The 22587-nt window shown below is 43.1% G+C and carries 19 protein-coding genes and 1 tRNA gene; 10 read left to right on the top strand and 10 right to left on the bottom strand.

The window, feature by feature from the left end; genetic code table 11:
* Nucleotides 1-8: 8 nt before the first annotated feature.
* From mraY to ACF8FD_RS01440, 8 genes are all read right to left on the bottom strand, one after another.
* The gene (mraY, locus tag ACF8FD_RS01405) at nt 9-1127 is read right to left on the bottom strand and encodes a phospho-N-acetylmuramoyl-pentapeptide-transferase (protein WP_004691502.1); all 1119 of its coding nucleotides are present in this window, start codon (nt 1125-1127) and stop codon (nt 9-11) included.
* The gene (murF, locus tag ACF8FD_RS01410) at nt 1128-2537 is read right to left on the bottom strand and encodes a UDP-N-acetylmuramoyl-tripeptide--D-alanyl-D-alanine ligase (RefSeq protein ID WP_279678838.1); all 1410 of its coding nucleotides are present in this window, start codon (nt 2535-2537) and stop codon (nt 1128-1130) included.
* Nucleotides 2538-2546: 9 nt separating this feature from the next.
* The gene (locus ACF8FD_RS01415; RefSeq protein WP_279678837.1) at nt 2547-4043 is read right to left on the bottom strand and encodes a UDP-N-acetylmuramoyl-L-alanyl-D-glutamate--2,6-diaminopimelate ligase; all 1497 of its coding nucleotides are present in this window, start codon (nt 4041-4043) and stop codon (nt 2547-2549) included.
* A gap of 7 nt (nt 4044-4050) precedes the next feature.
* Nucleotides 4051-5874 (bottom strand): penicillin-binding protein PBP3, encoded by a 1824-nt coding sequence (gene ftsI / locus ACF8FD_RS01420; RefSeq protein ID WP_010327652.1) that lies wholly within the window; start codon nt 5872-5874, stop codon nt 4051-4053.
* Between the two features lie 12 nt (nt 5875-5886).
* On the bottom strand, nt 5887-6219 hold the full coding sequence (ftsL, locus tag ACF8FD_RS01425; protein ID WP_234954484.1) for a cell division protein FtsL: 333 nt from the start codon (nt 6217-6219) through the stop codon (nt 5887-5889).
* Nucleotides 6219-7142, bottom strand: a complete 924-nt coding sequence (rsmH, locus tag ACF8FD_RS01430; protein ID WP_279678835.1) for a 16S rRNA (cytosine(1402)-N(4))-methyltransferase RsmH — start codon at nt 7140-7142, stop codon at nt 6219-6221. The genes ftsL and rsmH overlap by 1 nt, the downstream gene beginning before the upstream one ends.
* 187 nt (nt 7143-7329) lie before the next feature.
* Nucleotides 7330-8349: a sulfate ABC transporter substrate-binding protein gene (locus tag ACF8FD_RS01435; protein WP_279678834.1), complete on the bottom strand. Its 1020-nt coding sequence runs from the start codon at nt 8347-8349 to the stop codon at nt 7330-7332.
* A gap of 252 nt (nt 8350-8601) precedes the next feature.
* Nucleotides 8602-9600, bottom strand: coding sequence for a sulfate ABC transporter substrate-binding protein (locus ACF8FD_RS01440; RefSeq protein WP_184117970.1), 999 nt, complete (start codon nt 9598-9600; stop codon nt 8602-8604).
* Nucleotides 9601-9987: 387 nt separating this feature from the next.
* Here ACF8FD_RS01440 and ACF8FD_RS01445 point away from each other — a divergent pair, with 387 nt between their 5' ends.
* The 5 genes from ACF8FD_RS01445 to ACF8FD_RS01465 all read left to right on the top strand — a co-directional run bounded on the left by ACF8FD_RS01445 (nt 9988) and on the right by ACF8FD_RS01465 (nt 13540).
* Nucleotides 9988-10272 (top strand): hypothetical protein, encoded by a 285-nt coding sequence (locus ACF8FD_RS01445; RefSeq protein ID WP_004978106.1) that lies wholly within the window; start codon nt 9988-9990, stop codon nt 10270-10272.
* Nucleotides 10273-10420: 148 nt separating this feature from the next.
* Nucleotides 10421-11929, top strand: a complete 1509-nt coding sequence (gene gltX, locus ACF8FD_RS01450; RefSeq protein ID WP_126035030.1) for a glutamate--tRNA ligase — start codon at nt 10421-10423, stop codon at nt 11927-11929.
* Nucleotides 11930-12021: 92 nt separating this feature from the next.
* Nucleotides 12022-12097, top strand: a tRNA-Glu gene (locus ACF8FD_RS01455).
* A 152-nt stretch (nt 12098-12249) separates the two neighbouring features.
* Nucleotides 12250-12591, top strand: coding sequence for a hypothetical protein (locus ACF8FD_RS01460; RefSeq protein ID WP_087011787.1), 342 nt, complete (start codon nt 12250-12252; stop codon nt 12589-12591).
* Between the two features lie 145 nt (nt 12592-12736).
* Entirely contained in the window at nt 12737-13540 is an 804-nt protein-coding gene (locus ACF8FD_RS01465; RefSeq protein ID WP_279678832.1) for a DUF4198 domain-containing protein, read from the top strand.
* A gap of 59 nt (nt 13541-13599) precedes the next feature.
* Here ACF8FD_RS01465 and ettA read toward each other — a convergent pair whose 3' ends face one another.
* A complete protein-coding gene (gene ettA / locus ACF8FD_RS01470) occupies nt 13600-15261 on the bottom strand; it encodes an energy-dependent translational throttle protein EttA (RefSeq protein ID WP_004691537.1) in 1662 nt (553 codons plus the stop codon).
* Nucleotides 15262-15556: 295 nt separating this feature from the next.
* Here ettA and ACF8FD_RS01475 point away from each other — a divergent pair, with 295 nt between their 5' ends.
* The 4 genes from ACF8FD_RS01475 to ACF8FD_RS01490 all read left to right on the top strand — a co-directional run bounded on the left by ACF8FD_RS01475 (nt 15557) and on the right by ACF8FD_RS01490 (nt 18898).
* Nucleotides 15557-16834, top strand: a complete 1278-nt coding sequence (locus ACF8FD_RS01475; RefSeq protein ID WP_234304410.1) for an O-acetylhomoserine aminocarboxypropyltransferase/cysteine synthase family protein — start codon at nt 15557-15559, stop codon at nt 16832-16834.
* A 320-nt stretch (nt 16835-17154) separates the two neighbouring features.
* A complete protein-coding gene (locus ACF8FD_RS01480) occupies nt 17155-18030 on the top strand; it encodes an SDR family NAD(P)-dependent oxidoreductase (RefSeq protein WP_238893368.1) in 876 nt (291 codons plus the stop codon).
* Nucleotides 18031-18161: 131 nt separating this feature from the next.
* Nucleotides 18162-18485, top strand: a complete 324-nt coding sequence (locus ACF8FD_RS01485; protein WP_010327664.1) for a hypothetical protein — start codon at nt 18162-18164, stop codon at nt 18483-18485.
* Between the two features lie 95 nt (nt 18486-18580).
* Nucleotides 18581-18898: a hypothetical protein gene (locus ACF8FD_RS01490; protein WP_279678831.1), complete on the top strand. Its 318-nt coding sequence runs from the start codon at nt 18581-18583 to the stop codon at nt 18896-18898.
* A 57-nt stretch (nt 18899-18955) separates the two neighbouring features.
* On the opposite strand, the gene ACF8FD_RS01495 is transcribed toward ACF8FD_RS01490, so the two are convergent.
* Nucleotides 18956-21307, bottom strand: a complete 2352-nt coding sequence (locus ACF8FD_RS01495; RefSeq protein ID WP_279678830.1) for a Tex family protein — start codon at nt 21305-21307, stop codon at nt 18956-18958.
* Between the two features lie 336 nt (nt 21308-21643).
* Here ACF8FD_RS01495 and ompR point away from each other — a divergent pair, with 336 nt between their 5' ends.
* On the top strand, nt 21644-22408 hold the full coding sequence (gene ompR, locus ACF8FD_RS01500; RefSeq protein ID WP_004691545.1) for a two-component system response regulator OmpR: 765 nt from the start codon (nt 21644-21646) through the stop codon (nt 22406-22408).
* The last annotated feature ends 179 nt before the right edge of the window (nt 22409-22587 follow it).

Here is a 22587-nt window from a genome sequence, read left to right on the forward strand (position 1 = left end):
ACTTTTGCTTAGCGCAATTTTAAAGTCATTAGCCCTAAAACTACCAGCATAATTGTGATAATCCAAAAACGAATCACCACTTGGGTTTCACGCCAGCCTTTTTTCTCATAATGGTGGTGTAAAGGTGCCATCAGAAATACCCGTTTATTGCGCATTCTGAGAGAACCAATTTGCAAGAAGACTGAAATCGCTTCGACCAAAAACACACCAGCCATAATGGCAAAGACAATTTCCTGACGAACCATGACCGCAATTGTACCGAGCATTGCACCCAATGATAATGCACCCACATCGCCCATAAAAACCTGTGCAGGGTGTGCATTAAACCAAAGGAAGGCTAGACCCGCGCCAATCATGGCTGCACAAATCACCACCAACTCAGAAGCAAAGCGCACATAAGGAATATGTAAATAATTGGCAAAACGGACATCACCGGCCAAATATGCAAATACACCTAAACCCGCTGCAACCAGCACTACAGGCATAATCGCTAAACCGTCCAAACCATCGGTCAGGTTCACGGCATTTGATGCACCATTAATCACCAAATAGGTGAAAATGATAAAACCAATACCCAGCGGAATCACCGATAAAGGAATACTTAAATCTTTAAAAAATGGAATCAGCAGATCCAGCATATTTGCGGTATGTACAGGATTGCTCTGTTGCTGTGCAATTACATATAGTGCAATACCAGCACCCAGTGACGCAAGCGACGTCCAGAAGAACTTTTTACGGGCAGGTAAGCCAGCATTGTCTTTATAGCGAATCTTGATCCAGTCATCGGCCCAACCCACTGCACCAAAAATCACCATCACTGCCAAGACAATCCATACATAAGGGTTGGATAAGTCTGCCCACAACAGTGTGGAGATACCAATTGAGAGTAAGATCAGCACCCCACCCATGGTTGGTGTACCCATTTTTTTGGCATGATTTTCAGGAGCATATGAACTCACGGCTTGACCATATTTGAGTGCTTGCAACTTGCGAATCATCACAGGACCGAGCACTAGACCAATGGTCAGTGCGGTTAAAACACTGAGCAAAGAACGCAATGTTAAATAACGAACCACCTGAAACGAACTATGGTAGCCCGCCAGTTGTTCAAATAACCATAACAACATTTAGAGTTTCTCCATCAAATCAGCCATCAACGTTTCCATATGGGTATAACGAGAACCTTTAAACAGGAAACTCATAGACTGGGGTTGATGTGTTTCAATTAAACTGAGTAAGAACGGCAAAGCCTGCTCTTGAGTTAAAAAAGCCTGCATTTTTTTGCCATATTGGGTGCTGCGTGCGCCTTCTTGTGCCGCAGGTGCAAATTCACCGACAGCCACCACGAAGTTCAACCCTTTCACCGAGACCAAATCACGTCCCAGCATATAGTGCTGCTGTGCAGCAGAGCTACCTAGCTCACCGATATCACCCATCACCATCACTCGAACCCCCTCTTGCTGTGCAAGCACTTCAGCAGCGGCACGCATAGAGGTTGGGTTGGCATTGTAAGTATCATCAATCAACAAATGACGGCCTTGTTGAATAAAGTTCAAACGCCCTTTTGCACCGACTGCTTGCTCAAGGCCAAGTACGATATCATCCAAGCTAATACCAATCGCTAAAGCAAAAGCTGCCGCAGCGGTTGCATTTTGAACATTATGCTCCCCAGCAAATGGTAAATTCACCTGACACACGCCTTGTGGCGTATTCAACTTAAATATTGCAGATTGTGCCTGTAGGCCAATCTCAGTGGCAAAGATTTCACCACCCGCACCAAAGCTGAGCACCTGTTCAGTTTGCACTGCTTGACGAATGCTATCGGCAAAATCATCGGCTGCTGGAACAATAGATGTGCCATTTGGGGCAATATGCGCATAAATCTCAGACTTGGCACGGCAGATACCATCGCGTCCACCAAACTCACCCAAGTGTGCTGTACCAATATTGATAATGCCTGCAACCAAGGGCTGGACCAAATTCGAGGTATAATCAATTTCACCTTGATGGCTTGCACCCAATTCCATCACTGCATATTGATGCTCAGGACGTAATTCCAATAACATGACTGGCACACCCAAGTCATTATTCAGATTGCCACGGGTCACCAACGTTGGTGCTATACGTGACAAAATACTGCCTAACATTTCTTTGGTGGTGGTTTTACCACTACTCCCCGTCAGCGCAATCACTTTTAGCTGTGGGTTTTGTGCACGACGATAAGCCCCCAGCTGTCCCAATGCCAAACGTGTATCAGGCACCACCAACTGACAAATCTCCGCATCTATAGGCCGGCTCACAATGGCCACTTGGCAGCCTTGTTCAGCAACTTGCGTAATAAAAGCATGCGCATCAAAACGTTCGCCTTTGAGTGCCAAGAAAGCATCTCCTGCTTCTGCATCACGCGAATCCGTCAAAATACGCTTAATTTCAGTATTTGGTGCTTGATCATTTAGCCAATAACCTTGGGTGGCTTCGAGTAACTGTGCGGCGGTCCATGACACTAAAGGCACTGTGCTGGTTGTTGAGGTATGCATATGACTTCCTTAGTGTGCAGGATAAGCAGAATCAGTAGTGTGGTGCTGTGCATCAATCGCGGATTGCACTTCGACGACATCGTCAAACCAATGTCGAACACCCTCTATTTCTTGATAGTTTTCATGACCTTTGCCTGCAATCACGACAATATCACCCGCTTGGGCCTGTTGAACGGCAAATTTAATCGCTTCACGACGATCATGGATTTCATGAACCACACGAGTTGAGAAATCAACACCCGCTTTCATATCGGCAAAAATTTGCTCAGGATTTTCTGTACGTGGGTTATCTGAAGTCAACAACACCACATCTGCTCCGTTTAATGCTGCTTGGGTCATGAATGGGCGTTTGCCACGGTCGCGGTCTCCACCACAACCAAATACTGCCCAGAGTTGCTGTTCTACATGGCGCTTCAACGTGCTTAAGACTTGCACCAGAGCATCAGGCGTATGCGCATAATCAACCACAAATAAACGCGCATCATCACGAATCACTTGCATACGACCTGGTGCACCTTTGAGCTGTGCTGTCGTAGTAACCACATCGGCTAAATCAAAACCCGCTTGTTCAACCATAATTAAACTTGCGACCAAATTTTCAATATTAAATTGACCCAATAATGGGTTCTGTACCTGATATTCGGCCTGTGCCGTAGACAAGCTAAAGTTCGCACCCGTCAGGCTATATTGAATATTCTTCACCTGATAGTCTGCAGGCTGCGTGGTTGAATAGGTTAAAATTTTCGGTTGGACTGGATTATTTTGTGCCGCTTGAATCATGACTCCAGCATGCTCATCATCCAGATTGATGACTGCAACTTTCAATGATGGAAATTGAAATAAGTGAGATTTAGCTTCGGCATAAGCCTCAAGCGTGCCATGGTAGTCCAAATGGTCACGACTTAAGTTGCTATATGCAGCAATTTCAATCTCACTGCCCGCTAAACGACCTTGCTCCAAACCATGTGAAGAGGCTTCAATCGAAGCAAATTCAGCCCCTTGCTTGGCATAGCTATGTAGTGCATTTTGTAAATGCAGCGCATCCAAGGTGGTATGCGACGATGCTTCTAAATTGGGTAAAATGCCATTACCTGTCGTGCCCATCACAGCACAAGACTGACCTTGCAACATCAACAGTTCAGCAACCAAACGAGAAATGGTGGTTTTACCATTGGTTCCCGTCACCGCTAAAATGCGAGCAGGCTGTACTTGGCTAGTGGCCAACAAAAATTGCTTTTGCCAGTCTCCCATCAAGTGACGCACATTCGGCACCACAATACTGTTTTCAAGTGCAAGCTCAGTTTCGCTCACCACCGCTAAAGCCCCTTTGTCCAAGGCTATTTGCGCAAACTGCACTGTTTTTTCAGGCTGTGAAAGTGATGTCAGCGCAATAAAAATTTGCCCTGCCTGTACTTTACGACTATCAAGAACAAAACCTTGAAATGGCTGTGCCATCCATTCAGCGCTTAAGTTAGCGGTGTAGAGTTGTTGAAATGTAATGGACATTCATCACCTATCTCTTGATTACAGGAGCATCTAAAGGTTTATCTAAAGGCACGTTCATTAAACGTAAGGATTCTTGCATAACACGGGCAAATACAGGCGCAGACACCGTACCACCATAGTAAGTCCCTTGCGGGTTTTCGACCACGACCACCATCGCTAAACGCGGGTCGCTAACGGGTGCCACACCAGCAAAAAGTGCACGATATTCATTGGTTGAGTAGCCTTTACGGTCCGCACGCAACTTATGTGCGGTTCCTGTTTTACCCCCCACACGATAACCCGGAATAGTCGCACGAGTCGCGGTACCACCTGGTAAGGTTGCCGTTTCCATCATCAACAAAACTTGATCCGCAATTTTTGGATCAATCATTTGCTCACCACGCGGCGGTGCATCTAACTTATACAAACTCAAAGGCATTTTCACGCCTTTGTTAGCCAACATGGCATAAGCATCCACCATTTGCAGCACAGTCGCATTTAAGCCATAACCATATGCCATGGTCGCGACTTCCGATACATTCCATTTACTTGGCGGAAGAATTAAACCACCACTTTCACCTGGGAATTTAACCGCAGAACGCTGACCAAAACCGAGACGTTTATAAAAAGTCGGTAAAGTTGCATAAGGGAGAGACAAAGCAATTTTAGCCACACCCACGTTAGAGGATTTTTGAATAATCCCGCCCAAAGTCAGTGGACCGTAGTTATGCGTATCTCGAATGGTATGGTTACCGACTCGCATCGAACCTGGTGTAGTATTGACCACAGTATTCGGCATGTATTTGCCGCTTTCCAAGGCCATTGAAATGGTCAAAGGCTTCATGGTTGAACCTGGCTCGAAAGAGTCAACCGCACCACGGTTACGCATGGCATCTTTATTGGACAAACTATTTTTATCGTTCGGGTTATACGACGGCCACGACGCCATCGCTAAAATTTCACCCGTTTTCACATCGACCGCAATCGCTGTTGCAGAACGGGCATTATTGGCTACACCCGCAGCGGTCAGTTCACGGTACATAATGTACTGAAGGCGCGAGTCAATACTGAGCGTAATATTTTCACCCGGCTCAACTTCTTTAACCACTTCAGCATCTTTAAAACGATTGCCCTTTTTATCTCGAACAATTTGCTGCTCACCATCAATACCCGACAGGCGTTGATTCAGCTGCATTTCTAAACCTTCAATGCCCGAACCTTCACTGTTGGTCAAACCAATAATTTGCGCATTCGGTTGTGGTTGCGGATAGTAACGCTTATAGTTCTTTTCGGTATACACCCCTTGGAACTCACGCTTCGCAATCAGTTCAGCTTGCTGAGGTGGCACTTCTTTTTTCAAGACCAAGTAACGCGAACGCGGACGTTCATTCAGTTTCCGCTTCAGTTCTGCGCGATCCATGCCCACAGCATCAGCCAGTTCATCCAGATTTAAGTTTTTGTCTGGTAATTGACGCTTCAATTTACGATTGTGCGGGTCTTTGGCTAATTCAGCCGTAATCTCATCAAACAGTTTTTTATTATCAAAATAATCACGTGGATCAATCACCACTTTCATAATCGGCGTACTGATCGCCAAAGGCACACCATGACGGTCATAAATCACACCGCGCATGGCTTTAATTTTTTCAGTTCTTAAAATATTGGCATTGGCTTTGTTTTGCAAAAACTCAGTATTGATGACCTGTACGTAAAAAGCACGTCCAACCAAAGCAATAAAGCAAGCTAAAACCACTGCCCACATGAGATAAAAGCGCCACATTTCAACCTGTAGAGCCGATTTTTCAGTCACCGCTTGCTGTTTTTTACGAGTGGGTTTACGCTTTTCTACCATGTTACAGCGGCCTTATTTTTTGTCTTCTGAAGTCGTGGGTAAAGAAATCACTACGGTTTGCGCCGCAGGTGGTGAATACATCCGCAGTTGCGTCACTGCGCGCGTTCCAATTTGTGCAGTTGCGCCAAAAGTTTGCTGTTCAATCAGCAAACGGCCCCACTCTGCATTTAAGTCATCACGCTCGCGCATAAAAGAGCTCATTTCGCGATAGTCATGACGGTATTCAAACACTTGGAACACCACCATCATGGCACTGACAAACACCAGCACCAATAAAATGACATAGGCAATCAGCTTCTTAAACTTTAACTTTGTTGGAATTTTTTCAACGACTTCAGTTTTCATTATTCGCCTTTAAGTGCTAAGCGCTCTGCAATTCTAAGCCATGCACTACGTGAACGTGGATTGGCTTTAACCTCGGCATCACTTGCTTTCACACGTGATACTTTCTTTAAACGACGCGTATCTGGTCGTTGTTGTGGCATACCCCAACCCATGTCTTCCTCAAGTGTCGACTCTTTTTGAATAAATTGTTTAATTAATCGATCTTCTAAGGAATGGAAGCTAATCACAGCCAAGCGACCATTCGGTTTTAATACGTCTACCGCTTGCGGTAGGAAAACTTCAATATCTTCTAATTCTTTATTAATGGCAATACGAATTGCTTGGAAAGTTCGTGTTGCAGCATGTTTATTTTTTTCCCATTTCGGGTGCGCCACTTTCACAATTTCAGCCAACTGCGCTGTGGTTTCAATCAACCCAGCCGCTTTAATCGCTTTGGCAATACGACGGCTATAACGCTCTTCACCGTATTGGAAAATAATATTGGCTAACGCTTCTTCCTCAATATTGACCAACCACTGCGCTGCGGTTGGACCTTTTGAATTGTCCATACGCATATCCAGTGGTCCATCTTTCATAAAACTAAAGCCACGCTCCGCCTGATCAAGCTGCGGTGAAGACACGCCCAAATCTGCCATAACACCATCGACCAAGCCAATGCCGCGTACTTCTAACTCATGCTTAAGGTCAGCAAAGCTGGCATGGATAATTTTAAACCGTGGATCTTCTTGTTCTAAAATCGCAGCTGTTTCCAGTGCTTGCGGGTCTTTATCAAAACCATAGACACGTGCATTTTCATCCAGCTTAGACAACAGCAAGCGTGTATGTCCGCCACGACCAAACGTCCCGTCAATGAAAATCCCTGTATTGCGATCTGCTACCAAAGCATCAACAGTTTCGTGAAGTAATACAGAAATATGCGACATAAAGACTCAATATGATCGGAAGGAAAAATGTAACTGCACATTATTACCTTGTTTTAACAAAGCTCCAAACGACTTTTTGTAGGGAAATATTACTTTTCATAGACAAAACCGTTTTTAAACAGCATTCATTATCAAAAAAACCTCCCAAGGGAGGCTTTTTAAGTAGTAGCTGAAATAATGAACTGGATTATTTACGGCTATTATAGACTTGGTCAAAAGTCGCCCCATTCACAAAGTGGGTCTTTTGAGCATTGGCCCAACCACCAAACACCTCATCAATGCTGAAGGTTTTTAACGGTGGAAATTGCGCTTTATATTTTTCTAGAATTGCAGCATTACGCGGACGATAGAAGTGTTTCGCCGCCATTTCCTGACCCAGTGGTGAATATAAATAGTTGATATAACCCTGTGCTAACCACTTGTTGCCATTTTTCGCCACGGTCTTATCAACGATTGCCACCGAAGGCTCGGTTAAAATCGAGATCGATGGATAAACAATATCGAACTGATTTTTACCTAAAGTTTTTTGTGTCACTAAGGCTTCATTTTCCCAAGTCAATAACACATCACCAATGCGACGTTCTGCAAAGGTGGTCATAGACGCCCGTGCCGCAGAGTCCATCACTTTCACGTTATGGTACATTTTACCCACGAACTCTTTGGCTTTGGCATCATTACCGCCAGGTTGTTTCAGTGCATAACCCCAAGCAGACAGATACACCCAACGCGGTAGACCGCCTGTTTTAGGATTAGGCGTAATAATTTGTACACCCGGTTTGGTTAGATCAGACCAGTCCTTAATTTTTTTCGGGTTGCCTTTGCGTACCATGAACACAATGGTCGATGTATAAGGTGCAGAGTTATTTGGAAACTCTTTTTGCCAACCCGGCTGGATTTGACCTGATTTGACAATTTCTTCAATGTCATTGGCTAAGGCCAAGGTCACCACATCCCCTTTTAGACCATCCACGACCGAACGGGCTTGTTTACCTGAACCCCCGTGTGACTGTTTAAAGTCGACCGTTTGTCCTGTACGACTTTGCCAATAGGCACCAAAGGATTTATTGAACTCATCGTAAAATTCACGTGTTGCATCATAGGAGACATTGAGCATAGTACGGTCAGCCGCTTGAGCTGATGTCATACTGAATGTCAGACCTGTTGCCACTACGGCAGCAGCCCAGAGAGATTTCAAATGCATTTTCATGGCGTATTAAATTAAATATCAAGAATTATGCTAAATATATGAAACAAAATCATAAATCGCAATTCACTTTTGTTTTTTAAATACTCGTTACTTTAGAATCACTGAGACTTAATGAATTGTTTTTATTTAAAATAATAGCAAACACTTTACTTATTCTTATTATATACATTTTTATGCTTAAAATATAATAAAAGTGGATATGCGTATATCCACTTTTATGTTCGAACGTGATCGCGTCAAACCACAGCACGTTTATTTTTCAGCATAAATTTGATCAAAAATCGCACCATTTACAAAGTGAGTTTTCTGCGCTTTGGCCCACCCTCCAAAGACATCATTAATATTAAAGGTTTTTTGCTTTGGAAATTGCGTAAGGTATTTGTTCGCCACTTGTTTATTTCGTGGACGGAAGAAATGCTTCGCCGCCAACTCCTGCCCTTTTGGCGAATACAGATAATTTAAATAGCCCTTGGCCAAATTTCGATTGCCGTTTTTGTCGACGGTTTTGTCCACAATCGCAACCGATGGCTCCGCTAAAATCGAAATAGACGGATAAACAATATCGTATTTGTCTTTACCGAGGCCTTGGGTTGCCAGTAAGGCTTCATTTTCCCAAGACAACAACACATCTCCTATGCTTCGTTCAGCAAACGTGGTCAATGAACCTCGCGCACCTGAATCAAGGACTTTGACATTTTGATAAAGTTTTTTCACCAATTCTTTGGCTTTCGCATCATTACCTCCCGGTTGTTTTAATGCATACCCCCAAGCCGATAAATAGATCCAACGCGGCGCACCGCCTGTTTTTGGATTTGGGGTAATGATCTCAACCCCCGGTTTGGTTAAATCATTCCAGTCTTTAATTTGTTTCGGATTACCCTTACGCACTAAAAAAACAATGGTTGACGTATAAGGTGCAGAATTATTTGGAAATTCTTTTTGCCAATTTTTATCAATTTGTCCAGTATTCACAATTTCATCAATATCATTGGCCAAGGCCAAGGTCACCACATCTGCTTGTAGACCCGTTGCAACGGCACGTGCTTGCTTGCCCGATCCACCATGAGACTGTTTAAAGTTGACCTCCTGCCCAGTTTTGCTTTTCCAATACTGTCCAAAGGCTTGGTTATATTCTTGATAAAACTCACGGGTTGGGTCATAAGACACATTTAAAAAATCTTTTGCTGCATAAGCACTGGCTGCAAAGCCCCCAAATAATACCAAAATAGATGTCGCTAATATTTTTTTCATTGCTTTATACTCGAACTGAATTTGCTCACTATATAAACAACAAAAAACCAACACAATCATCTAGTTATAATTAATTATGGCTTTTATATCTGATAAAAAGATATCTCTAAAAGGACTATTTTGTGCACTTTTAAGGATAAACCCATATCCATCCTCCACAGATCAAGCTCAAAATATCCATGCTATCTCCACAGTTATTTGGTACAAAAAGCCAAATGATTTATATTTGATGTTTAAATGTCAATTTAGCCCAAATTTGTTTATAATTTTGTAAATTGTGTGACACAGTTCTACTTTTTTATTTGTGAAATCGGTTAAATTGAAACTAGATTACCAATGACTTTAATAAAAATCTGTTCCAATACCATGTTGAGAGGGGAAAAGGACATGAAAGCAACATTTTTACATACCGTTACGTTGAGTATCGGCTTGGCTTGTTTTAGCCAACTGGGACATAGTGCAGCCATTCAAAGCAATGACAAAGCAACGATGCCCACTGAAAAAACATCATTGATTGAAAAAGCGCTCAGCCAACAAAAAGGCAGTGATAGAACTACGATGACGGATAATGATTTAAAAATCATGACCTCAATCAAAGTTGCACCGACACAAAATTTCTTTGCTACACAAAACCAGCGCTTTAGCCGTTTTGTGCAATCATTGTTCCTCTAAACTAAAAATATGCCACAGTGTCGTAACCTCTCTCAAGTTATGACATTTGCGCACAAAAGCCTGATCACTGAATGTTGAATTAAGCATTAAGTGATCGGGCTTTTTCGTTATAATAGACCTCAATTTACATTCTGAATCATAATTGGCTATGACTGTTCGTACTCGTATTGCACCCTCTCCAACTGGCTTCCCGCATGTGGGCACAGCGTATATTGCGTTATTTAACTTATGCTATGCCAAGCAACATGGTGGTGAATTTATTCTGCGTATCGAAGATACCGACCAACTTCGTTCGACTCCTGAATCTGAAAAAATGATTTTAGATTCATTGCGTTGGTTAGGATTGAATTGGTCTGAAGGTCCAGACATTGGCGGGCCACATGCGCCATATCGCCAGTCTGAACGCATGCATATTTATAAGCAATATGCACTGGATTTGGTTGAAAAAGGTCATGCGTTCTACTGCTTTGCAACGAGCGAAGAACTCGATCAAATGCGTGCAGAACAACAGGCCCGTGGTGAAACACCAAAGTACGATGGTCGTGGTTTAAAATTATCTGCTGAAGAAGTCCAAAGTCGCCTTGCTGCAGGTGAGCCACACGTGATTCGTATGAAAGTGCCCGAAGAAGGTATTTGTACAGTCAATGACTTACTGCGCGGGGAAGTGGAAATTCCTTGGGTGCAAGTGGACATGCAAGTCTTGCTTAAAACAGACGGTTTACCAACCTATCACCTTGCCAATGTGGTGGATGACCATTTGATGCAAATCACCCACGTTTTCCGTGGCGAAGAATGGTTGCCTTCCGCACCTAAACATCAGTTGCTGTATCAATACTTTGGTTGGGAAATGCCTGTACTGGGTCATATGCCATTACTACGTAACCCAGACAAATCAAAACTGTCGAAACGTAAGAACCCAACTTCTATTAACTACTACAAAAATATTGGTGTCTTGCCTGAAGCCTTGTTGAACTACTTAGGCCGCATGGGCTGGTCGATGCCAGATGAACGCGAAAAATTCACATTGGCGGAGATGATTGAACACTTTGATATTCAACGTGTATCCCTCGGTGGTCCAATTTTTGATGTAGAAAAACTGAATTGGCTCAATGGTCAATGGATCAAAGGCCTAAGCCCTGCTGAACTGTTAGATACCTTATTAGCATGGAAAGCAGATCGTAAGATGCTCGAAGACATCGCAGCAGCGATTCAACCTCGTATCAACTTGCTTTCAGAAGCGGTGAACTGGTCTGCGCATTACTTTAACCAGTTCCCAAGCTTGACCAAAGAACAGTTTGAAAGCAAGAAACTGAGCGAAGAACAAGTTCGTCAAAGTCTTCAATTTGCGATTTGGCGTTTGGAAAGCATGTTCACATGGAACAATGACACCGTAAGTCAAACCTTGATGGACTTAGCCAGCCAAATGGAAATTAAGCTCCGTGACTTTATGCCAGCGTTCTTTATTGCCATTGCAGGTTCAACCGCTTCGACCCCAGTGATGCAAACCATGGTCACCATTGGCCCTGACTTAACTTTCGCGCGCTTACGCCATGCTCTTGAAATTGTGGGTGGTCCTAGCAAAAAAGAAGCAAAAGTTTGGGAAAAACTCAATGAAAGCCTAAAATTGCCGAAAAATGACGCAGTTGATGAAGCTTAATTGATTTTTTAGTTGACGCATGGGCGTTATATCCCTAATATAGCGCTCACACAGAGAGACGGTGTTAACCACTCAACGTGATGCCTCAATAAGTCCCTATCGTCTAGAGGCCTAGGACATCGCCCTTTCACGGCGGTAACCGGGGTTCGAATCCCCGTAGGGACGCCATATTTAAGATGGCAACATCTGGTAAAAAACCCAAGCATTATGACTTGGGTTTTTTATTACCTCAAATTTATCAGCACTTCATTAACACGCTTTTTTGGCTTTCTGCTCCAATCCGATTAGAATACGGCATAGATTCGAATTTTGGAGTTGTAATGCAATATCGTTGTCCTCAATGTCAAAGCCCAAAAATTATGCCGGTTGCTCAAGCAGGGGCTCCAGCAACACGCCCTGTCGTGCCTAAAAGTCTGGTTTTTTTAGTGCCAGCCATTTTTGTATTATTACTTTTGGTGCTCATTAGCATCGCAATGTGGCTATTTGGGGATGGCGCTGGCTCAACATTACAAATTGCAACGGTTGTGGTTTTCATCGTGTGTGTGATTGCAGGCTTCCTATTTTACCGTGACCTTCCTGACTTTAAGATTTCAATGCAAGGCTTCATGCAGTCTCAGAAAAAATGGAAATGCCGCGAATGCAACCATGAGTGGGAAATCTAAGCCTTAACTTAGAACCTGCATCCAAAAGGGGGAGTCTATGAACTCCCTTTTTTTATCTGCCTAAATAATAATCATTATCACTTGTTAGTTTTTCTCGATATAATCAAAAACCTCATCTTACGAAATATTTTTAGGCCTAGTCTCTATGAAAAACGCTCTACTCTGCACACTCTTGTTCTGTTCAGTGGCTCAAGCACATGAACCCTACGTCGCTCCACTGGCGTATCACACTGAAAATACTCAAGTCCCTCTATTGAGTGCCTATGCGGAACAAGCCTTTCATCCTGAATATGCCCTAAAAGATATTTCGTTCACGGTTTTCCAACCCAACCAAACACAGACGACGATTCAAGCACAGAAGCACTTAGAATCTGCCACTGCATTTGATCTTAAGCTACCAGAAAAAGGCACCTATACCATTTTTGCCAAGACCTCATATCCAATTGAATATGTACAACATAATCATCAATGGAAAATATTTGCCGATGTCGCAGCAGATAAAGTCCCTGCCCTAAGCGAGCGTGACTATGTCATTCCAAGTGACTTTAAAGGCAAAGTGCCAAGCAAAGTCTCTACGGTTCGCGAATGGAGCATTCAAAGCTATGTGAGCAAAGACAGCACCTCACCTGTTGCTGTAACGCCAACCCCAATTCAAGTCAAATTCAAAACCCATCCAAACCAAATCACGGTGCAACAGCCTGTACAACTGCAAATTACTCAAGCAGGCAAAGCCCTTGCACACGCAGAACTCATGGTTCGCGCTCAAGGTGAGCTTGAGCAACAAGCGAAAAGCACACCTGTCGATGCACAAGGCAATGCCACACTCACTTTTGCACAAGCTGGGCAATACCTGATTGAAGTGAGCGAAAAAGTCGATGCCAAAGCAAAACCTAAAAATCAGTATTACACCATTATCAGCTTACAAGTGAATGCCCCTAAAACGCCTTAAGCGGCAATTGCTAAGCATAAAAAAACCAGCCCGAAGGCTGGTTTTTTTATGCGGGGAAATTAACCGCCAATTTTTTTGTATTTGGTACGCTTTTGAACCGCAGCATCACCTAAACGCGCTAAACGATAGGCTTCATACTCAGCATAGTTACCTTCGTAGAATTCAGGCTGTTCGTTCTCAAACGACAAGATGTGCGTTGCAATACGGTCAAGGAACCAACGGTCGTGCGACACCACCATTACCGTACCTGGGAATACAAGAATTGCATCCTCAAGTGCACGTAAGGTTTCGATATCCAAGTCGTTCGATGGCTCATCCAGTAAGATGACGTTTGCGCCCATTTGTAGGATTTTCGCCAGTTGTAAACGGTTACGCTCACCACCTGACAACTCCCCTACACGCTTCTGCTGGTCTTGACCTTTAAAGTTAAAGCGACCGATATAAGCACGTGATGCAATTTCATAATCGCCAATTCTTAAGATATCCAAACCGCCAGAAACTTCTTCCCAAACGGTTTTATTGTTATCTAAGGTGTCACGAATCTGACCCACATACGCTACTTTAACCGACTCACCCAAAGTCACCGTACCTGTATCTGGCTGTTGTTCACCAGTCATCATACGGAACAGTGTGGTTTTACCCGCACCGTTTGGACCCACGATACCCACAATTGCTGTAGGTGGTACGGTAAAGCTCAGGTTTTCGTACAGTACGCGACCATCAAATGATTTGCTGATACCTTCCACTTCTACGACTTTATTCCCTAGACGTGGGCCAGGTGGAATATAGATTTCAGAAGTTTCGTTACGCTGTTGGAATTCGCGTGAGTTAAGCTCTTCAAAACGCTCCATACGCGCTTTGTTTTTCTTTTGCTGACCTTTGGCATTTGAACGAACCCATTCAAGTTCTTTTTTCAATGCTTTCGCAAAAGATTCTTCTTGTTTATTTTCCTGCTCTAAACGTGCATTCTTTTGTTCTAACCAAGAAGAATAGTTACCTTGGTAAGGAATACCCATGCCACGGTCAAGCTCAAGAATCCATTCTGCTACGTTATCCAAGAAATAACGGTCGTGCGTAATCGCCACAATCGTGCCGGCAAAGTCTTTCAAGAAACGCTCTAACCAAGACACAGATTCTGCATCCAAATGGTTCGTCGGTTCGTCTAGAAGTAACATGTCTGGCTTAGATAAAAGCAAACGACACAATGCAACACGACGACGCTCACCACCTGAAAGTAGTGTGACATCCGCATCCCAAGCAGGTAGGTTCAAGGCAGCTGCAGCTTGATCCATTTGGTTGCTAAGGTTATGCGCATCCCATGAATGGATAATCGCTTCAAGTTTTTCTTGCTCTTTTGCCAATGCATCAAAGTCTGCATCTTCTGCTGCATATTCAGCAAATACTTCGTCCAAACGTGCTAAAGCATCCAATGGTTCACGTAAACCATCTTCTACGTTTCCACGGACATCTTTATTTGGATCAAGTGGCGGCTCTTGTTCTAGGTAACCAATTTTGATACCCGGTTGCGCACGCGCTTCACCAGAGAAATCTTTGTCTACGCCCGCCATAATACGAAGCAAGGTCGATTTACCTGCACCGTTTAAACCAAGTACACCAATTTTTGCACCCGGGAAAAATGACAAAGAGATGTCTTTTAAGATTTCGCGCTTAGGCGGAACCATTTTAGACACTCGGTTCATCGTATAAATATATTGGGCCACGTAGGACTCCTCAATAGAAAAACCAAAAAATCGCAAGAAGCGAAAAAATATTTGCGGGCATTATACGATGAATACGTTGAAAAAATAAGGCATGAAACCGATCTTCAATGCAATGTTACAACTTTCAGTGCGGTTATTTTTTAAACATACTCTTTATCTCACTTTTCCACAGACAAGAAGCTATTCTTAGCTCATCTTTATGAATTTTTTAGATAAATATTCATTATTTTCACACTTTCACTCATATTCATTGATGGTAGACTGTGCAATATTTAACTCACGCAGATGAAGTCCCATGACCTATAAAGATGAAACTTTGGCTATCCATGCTGGTTATAGCCCCGAAGCCACCACCAAAGCAGTGGCTGTGCCGATTTATCAAACTACGTCTTATGCCTTTGATAATACGCAACATGGTGCGGATTTATTTGACCTAAAAGTCCAAGGCAATATTTATACCCGAATTATGAACCCGACCACTGCGGTGCTAGAACAACGTTTAGCCGCACTCGAAGGCGGTATTGGCGCGTTGGCCTTAGCCTCTGGCATGGCAGCCATTACTTATGCTATTCAAACCATTACCGAAGCAGGGGACAACATTGCTTCTGTTTCGACCTTGTACGGTGGCACCTATAACCTGTTTGCCCACACTCTACCGAAACAAGGCATTGAGGTACGTTTCTTTGATTATCAAGATCCAGAAGCCCTACGTGGTTTAATTGATGAAAAAACCAAATTGGTCTTTGTTGAATCGATTGGCAACCCACTCGGCAATATCATTGACCTAGAAGCGATTGCCAAAATCGCACATGAGTATGGCGTGCCTGTGGTGGTCGATAATACCGTCGCAACCCCTGCGCTGCTGAAACCCTTTGAATATGGGGCAGACATTGTGGTGCATTCATTAACCAAATATATTGGCGGGCATGGTAACTCGATTGGTGGAGCGATTGTCGATAGCGGTAAATTTCCTTGGGGCAAGTATCCTGAGCGCTTTAAAGTGCTGAATACGCCAGACCCAAGCTATCACGGCGTGAACTATGTCGAAGCTTTAGGCGAAGCAGCTTATATCGCACGTGCCCGCGTGGTGCCATTACGTAATACTGGTGCTGCGATTAGCCCTTTAAGCGTGTTCTTGATTCTACAAGGCTTAGAAACGCTAAACCTGCGTATGGAACGTCATACTGAAAATGCGCAGAAAGTGGCTGAATATTTACAGCAACACCCTAAAGTACAATGGGTCAACTATGCCGGCCTGAAAGATCACCCTCAGCATGGCTTAGCGCAAAAATATGTCAAAGGAAAACCTTCGGCAATTTTATCCTTTGGGGTACAAGATGGTCGTGAAGGAGGCACTCGCTTTATTGATGCACTACAACTCTTCACTCGCTTGGTCAATATTGGCGATGCCAAAAGTCTGGCCTGCCACCCCGCCACCACCACACATCGCCAACTGAATGAAGCAGAATTAAAGTCTGCTGGAGTAAGTCTTGATATGGTGCGTTTATCTGTAGGTATTGAACATATTGATGATTTGATTGCAGATTTAGAGCAGGCCTTGGCTCAAGTCTAAAAAACAGACTGCTAAACTTAAAACCTCAATCACATGATTGAGGTTTTTTATACGCTTGTCTTTTATATTTATAGCCCTTTCACTTTGATTGAATTCATGTTAAAAACAATTAATTAGAACCAATAAAATAGAGCTTTTACTCTAATTTTATTTATTATTTCAATAACTTATGCAGTGATATTTTTAAGCAGTTTAGGTATTATACCGTGAAGGAAAGCCGCTACATTTCTCAGAAAATGTAGCCTTAATAATCGAATATAAAAATAGCCATAACCCTCAAATATTTGACTTAGATCAGGAATGATAACGTGAATTCAAGAATGGATAGACTTTTTAAAGAACGTGTAAATGGAAAAACCGTCTTAATTACAGGCGCTTCAAGTGGTATTGGTTTAACCGTTGCACACAAACTGGCTGACGCAGGAGCGCACGTCCTTTTAGTTTCGCGCACCAAAGAAACACTAGAAGAAGTGAAAGCAGAAATCGAAGCCAAAGGTGGTTCAGCCTCTGTTTTTCCATGTGACCTAAATGATTTAGACTCGATTGATGAAGTCTCTAAGCAGATTTTAGCTTCAGTCGATCATATTGATATTTTAATTAATAACGCAGGTCGTTCGATCCGCCGTGCTGTACATGAGTCAGCGGAACGCTTCCACGACTTTGAACGTACCATGCAGCTTAACTACTTTGGTGCTGTACGTTTAGTCATGAACATCCTGCCACAAATGATGATTCGTCGTGATGGGCATATTATTAACATTAGCTCGATTGGCGTATTGGCAAATGCCACTCGTTTCTCGGCTTATGTGGCGTCTAAAGCCGCACTAGATGCATTCAGTCGTTGTCTTTCTGCCGAAGTGCATTCACATAAAATTGCGATTACTTCGGTTTATATGCCTTTGGTACGCACCCCGATGATTGCGCCAACAAAAATTTATAAATACGTCCCGACTCTTTCGCCTGAACAAGCAGCAGATTTGGTTGCTTATGCGATTGTGAAGCGTCCGAAGAAGGTCGCAACTAACTTAGGTCGTTTGGCATCGATTACTTATTCAATTGCACCAGACATCAACAATAAGCTCATGTCGATTGGTTATAACTTATTCCCAAGTTCTACCGCGTCTGTAGGCGAACAGCAAAAACTCAACTGGGTACAAAAAGCTTATGCACGCTTATTCCCAGGTGAACACTGGTAAGTTTTCTTACAATTTACCCAACCTTTGATCAAAGGTTGGGTAGCTAAATTTTTCGAAACTCTTTTATAGTTCTTAATATTCGCTTAAGAAAAAAAGCTCATCATAAAAGCAATTATAAAAGGGGAAAAGAAATGCAGACATTTTATTTATTCAAGCTTTTTTGCTTCATCTTTGCTGCAACCACTGCTTTTAATCTATATACAGAACTTACCCTCTCTCATATTTCAATCTGGCAAGTGCTGATTCATGGCGGTTTGCTGATGATCTTGCTCGAATTTGGCTTTAAGAGCCAACGCGCACCGCAACAGCCTACCCCACTGACGAGCGAAATATACTCTCTAGAAACAAAAAACAAGCCAACCTCACAACCCTCAAGCATGTATTGCAATATTTTTTCAAAAATAGGTTTAGTCTCCATTTTTTCCAGCCTGATTGCACAAAGCCTAATCAGTTAAGACTCATACCTTTTTTTGTGGACAAAAAATAAAGACGACGTGACCCTTCTACTTTTTGTGTTATAAACAGCCGTCTTTTTTTATTTTGTGAATTTATGCGCGCTTTTACTTTCGTACTGCAATATGTGTGTATCGCTTTTGCGATTTATCTCTGCTACCGAGTAGGCAGTAGCCTGTATTTACAAGATTATGTATTGATGGATATCGTGGCCAATGTCGGCACGATTCTGATCTGTATCGACCTTGCTGTTTTCGTGTGGCATAGCCGCAGCACCCAAGCCATAAGCCTCAAAGATTATGCCACTCGACTGGAACAACCCGCTCCAACTTTTGTCAAAGTTTGCCGAAAGCTTGGGCACTTTGGCATTATGCTGATTATCACCAGTTGGATCGTGCCCATCATCAACGGATAAAAGTAACCATAAAAAAAACCTCCCACTTGGGAGGTTTTTTTATTCAAATCTTAAAGATTATTTCGAACCTTTAATCCCTGCTTGAAGTAACAATGCACCTAAACCACCAATTTTATTTTCTTGAGGTTTAGCCGTTTGCGGCTTCTTATTTGTTTGAGCACGCTCGCCTTGAGGACGTGTTTGTTGTGGACGTTTACCTTGTGGTTTACGTTCACTACGCTCTGTATTTTCACGACGTGGTTGACGCGGAGCTTTAGGCGCTTCAGCACCTTCCGGACGCATCGACAAATTCACACGATTACGCTCAGCATCTACAGTGAGTACACGTACTTGCACAATTTGCCCCGGCTTCACCACTTTATGCGGATCTGCAACGAATTCATTCGCCAACTCTGAAATATGAACTAAACCATCTTGGTGTACACCCACATCCACAAAAGCACCGAAGTTCGTCACATTGGTCACGACACCTTCAAGCTGCATGCCTTCAGTCAGTTGCGCAACTTCGGTAATATCTTCACGGAATTTTGCTGTACGGAACTCTGGACGCGGATCACGACCTGGTTTTTCCAGTTCAGATAGTACATCTTGAATAGTTGGTAAACCAAATTTCTCATCTGCAAATTCCTCAGCATTCACTTGGCGAATGATTTCCGAGTTACCAATGATGTCCTTCACTGTCGTCGCTTTCGCTTCAACAATTTTACCCACCAGCGCATAAGACTCTGGGTGAACAGCAGAAGCATCCAGTGGCTCTGAACCATCTTGAATACGTAAGAAACCTGCCGCTTGTTCAAAAGTACGCTCGCCTAACCGCGGTACTTTTTTCAAATCTTGGCGGTTGTCGAAACGGCCATTTTCTTTACGAAAATCGACAATTTGCTGTGCAATCGACTTATTCAAACCTGCGATATAACCCAAGATAGCAGATGATGCAGTATTAACATCCACACCTACCGAGTTCACACAGTCTTCAACGACTGCTTCAAGGGTTTTAGCTAAACCAGTTTGGTTCACATCATGTTGGTACTGACCTACACCTATCGATTTTGGATCGATTTTCACCAGTTCAGCCAATGGGTCTTGTAAACGACGTGCAATCGACACTGCACCACGAATCGATACATCTAGCTCTGGTAACTCCGCAGAAGCCAATTCAGACGCTGAATAAACCGATGCACCCGCTTCTGATACAGAAACACGTGTCAGTTTTAAATCGCTGTTTGCAGCCATCATTTCAGCCACAACGCTTTCTGTCTCACGGCTTGCTGTACCATTGCCAATGGCAATCAGGTCAACATTGAACTCGCGGCATAAACGGGCAAGTTCTGCAATTGAACCCGCTTTATCATCTTTAGGTGCAAATGGATAAATCGTGCTATGTGCAAGTACATCACCCGATGCATTCACCACAGCCAATTTCACCCCTGTACGGATGCCAGGGTCCACACCTAATGTTGTACGTGCGCCCGCGGGTGCAGACAACAACAAATGACGTAAGTTTTCAGCAAAAACATCCATTGCTTCAGATTCGGCGGCAAGACGTTTTTCGGTGAGCAACGAATGTTCGATGCTTGGACGAACCTTGCCTAACCAGAACAATTTAGCCGTTTGTTTTAAATAGTCTTGACGTGCTTGCGGCTGTGCAGTTTCAAGGCTGTATTCAGTTTCAATACGCGCCAATGGTGCATCATCTTCGCCATCAACTTTTAAACCTAAAACGTTTTCTTGACGACCACGTAACATAGCCAATAAACGGTGTGACGGGACTTTATTTAAATTTTCAGAAAAGTCGAAGTAATCGCGGAATTTTTTGCCAACTTCTTTTTTCTCATCACTTGCCACTAAACTTTTTAAAGTGGCCGTTTTTGCAAACGTGGCCTTAAGTTCAGTGGTCAGTGCAATGTTCTGCGCCCAGTCATCGATTAAAATATGTTGAATCGCATCCAGCTGACTTTCTAGATCTGGATAATCTTCATGGCTAAAGCCTGCCAATGCTTCAGCTGGATCAACCGCTTCTGCAAAGATTTTCTCTGCAATCGGGCCCAAGCCTGCTTCTTTGGCTTTAAATGATTTACTGGTCCGTTTTGGACGGTATGGTGCGTAAATTTCTTCTAAGGCATTTTTAGTTTCAGCAGCATTTACACGTGCCAATAAATCATCAGACAATTTGTCTTGTTCTTTTAATGATTCGATTACCTTGTCGCGACGTTCAAATAAGTCACGTAAATAAGCCAAACGTGTATCGAGCTGACGTAACTGCGCATCATCTAAGCCTTGCGTGACTTCTTTACGGTAACGCGCAATAAATGGAACGCTAGCACCTTCATCAATCAACTTGATGGCAGCCTCGATTTGATTTGGACGTACGGCAATTTCTTTTGCCAACTGCTGAACTAAGTCAGTCATCGTATGTGATCCCACAAGGATATGTACTAAAAGCCATGATTATAAAGACCAAGACTATAAAATCCACAACTGTTTTTATTAATTTAATGGCTTAAATGTGACATATTTCAGGCAAATTTCATAAATCCATCTCATTTTCAGTATTAAATCTTATTTTTAGGTATTCTTTGCCATTTTTTTCTATGGGCTAAGATGTATACATTTGGTATCTATGTCTTGATTTTACCTGCAATATTTGTTGCTTTAGAGCATAGTAAAGACATACAAATGAGTCGTATACTCAAGACTGTCCCGACTTTTGTTTACGATGACAATAAAGAATAAAGGAGCACTTCAATGAGTTTAGTTGTACCTGCTGAAAAAACAGATGCTGTACATAGCGACGCAGATCGCGTTGAACGCATTTTAGTGGTAGATGACGATGTGCGTTTACGTACGCTACTCCAACGCTTTTTAGAAGATAAAGGCTTTGTGGTAAAAACAGCGCATGACGCAACCCAAATGGATCGTCTGTTACAGCGCGAACTGTTTTCACTGATTGTGCTCGACTTCATGCTCCCTGTTGAAGATGGCTTAAGTATCTGTCGTCGTCTACGCCAATCCAATATTGATACGCCTATTATTATGCTCACCGCACGTGGCAGTGACTCAGACCGTATTGCAGGTCTAGAAGCAGGTGCAGATGACTACTTACCGAAACCATTTAATCCAAATGAGTTGTTAGCACGTATTCGCGCCGTACTGCGCCGCCAAGTCCGTGAAGTTCCAGGCGCACCAAGCCAACAAATGGAAGTGGTCAGCTTTGGGCCATGGTCACTTGATTTATCAACACGCACTCTCACGCGTGAAGGTCAAGTCGTAACCCTAACTACAGGTGAGTTTGCGGTACTGAAAGCCTTGGTACAACATCCACGTGAGCCTTTGACTCGCGACAAATTGATGAACCTTGCACGTGGCCGTGAATGGGGGGCAATGGAACGTTCAATTGATGTTCAAGTATCGCGTCTACGTCGCCTTGTAGAAGAAAACCCTGCTCGTGCACGTTATATCCAAACCGTTTGGGGTGTGGGTTATGTGTTCGTTCCAGATGGCGCGGAATAATTCAAAACTGAAAAATACGGCTTCGGTCTTTTTAAGCTGAGTTGCAACAATCAGCACAACGGAGTCCTAAAGTTAAGCTCAACTTTATCGATTAACCTGCGGTTCGCCTTACTATTGTTTCGACAAAAGTAAGCAAAACCATTGTCATCTGCAAAACTCGGCATATTTCTGCATTTCAA

This window comes from Acinetobacter sp. TYF_19 (assembly GCF_043105125.1).
Taxonomy (GTDB): domain Bacteria; phylum Pseudomonadota; class Gammaproteobacteria; order Pseudomonadales; family Moraxellaceae; genus Acinetobacter; species Acinetobacter johnsonii.

Coding starts and splice junctions, on each gene's coding strand:
- mraY (WP_004691502.1), bottom strand. CDS start 1,127: ATGTTGTTATGGTTATTTGAACAACTGGCGGGCTACCATAGTTCGTTT.
- murF (WP_279678838.1), bottom strand. CDS start 2,537: ATGCATACCTCAACAACCAGCACAGTGCCTTTAGTGTCATGGACCGCC.
- ACF8FD_RS01415 (WP_279678837.1), bottom strand. CDS start 4,043: ATGTCCATTACATTTCAACAACTCTACACCGCTAACTTAAGCGCTGAA.
- ftsI (WP_010327652.1), bottom strand. CDS start 5,874: ATGGTAGAAAAGCGTAAACCCACTCGTAAAAAACAGCAAGCGGTGACT.
- ftsL (WP_234954484.1), bottom strand. CDS start 6,219: ATGAAAACTGAAGTCGTTGAAAAAATTCCAACAAAGTTAAAGTTTAAG.
- rsmH (WP_279678835.1), bottom strand. CDS start 7,142: ATGTCGCATATTTCTGTATTACTTCACGAAACTGTTGATGCTTTGGTA.
- ACF8FD_RS01435 (WP_279678834.1), bottom strand. CDS start 8,349: ATGAAAATGCATTTGAAATCTCTCTGGGCTGCTGCCGTAGTGGCAACA.
- ACF8FD_RS01440 (WP_184117970.1), bottom strand. CDS start 9,600: ATGAAAAAAATATTAGCGACATCTATTTTGGTATTATTTGGGGGCTTT.
- ACF8FD_RS01445 (WP_004978106.1), top strand. CDS start 9,988: ATGAAAGCAACATTTTTACATACCGTTACGTTGAGTATCGGCTTGGCT.
- gltX (WP_126035030.1), top strand. CDS start 10,421: ATGACTGTTCGTACTCGTATTGCACCCTCTCCAACTGGCTTCCCGCAT.
- ACF8FD_RS01460 (WP_087011787.1), top strand. CDS start 12,250: ATGCAATATCGTTGTCCTCAATGTCAAAGCCCAAAAATTATGCCGGTT.
- ACF8FD_RS01465 (WP_279678832.1), top strand. CDS start 12,737: ATGAAAAACGCTCTACTCTGCACACTCTTGTTCTGTTCAGTGGCTCAA.
- ACF8FD_RS01475 (WP_234304410.1), top strand. CDS start 15,557: ATGACCTATAAAGATGAAACTTTGGCTATCCATGCTGGTTATAGCCCC.
- ACF8FD_RS01480 (WP_238893368.1), top strand. CDS start 17,155: ATGGATAGACTTTTTAAAGAACGTGTAAATGGAAAAACCGTCTTAATT.
- ACF8FD_RS01485 (WP_010327664.1), top strand. CDS start 18,162: ATGCAGACATTTTATTTATTCAAGCTTTTTTGCTTCATCTTTGCTGCA.
- ACF8FD_RS01490 (WP_279678831.1), top strand. CDS start 18,581: ATGCGCGCTTTTACTTTCGTACTGCAATATGTGTGTATCGCTTTTGCG.
- ACF8FD_RS01495 (WP_279678830.1), bottom strand. CDS start 21,307: ATGACTGACTTAGTTCAGCAGTTGGCAAAAGAAATTGCCGTACGTCCA.
- ompR (WP_004691545.1), top strand. CDS start 21,644: ATGAGTTTAGTTGTACCTGCTGAAAAAACAGATGCTGTACATAGCGAC.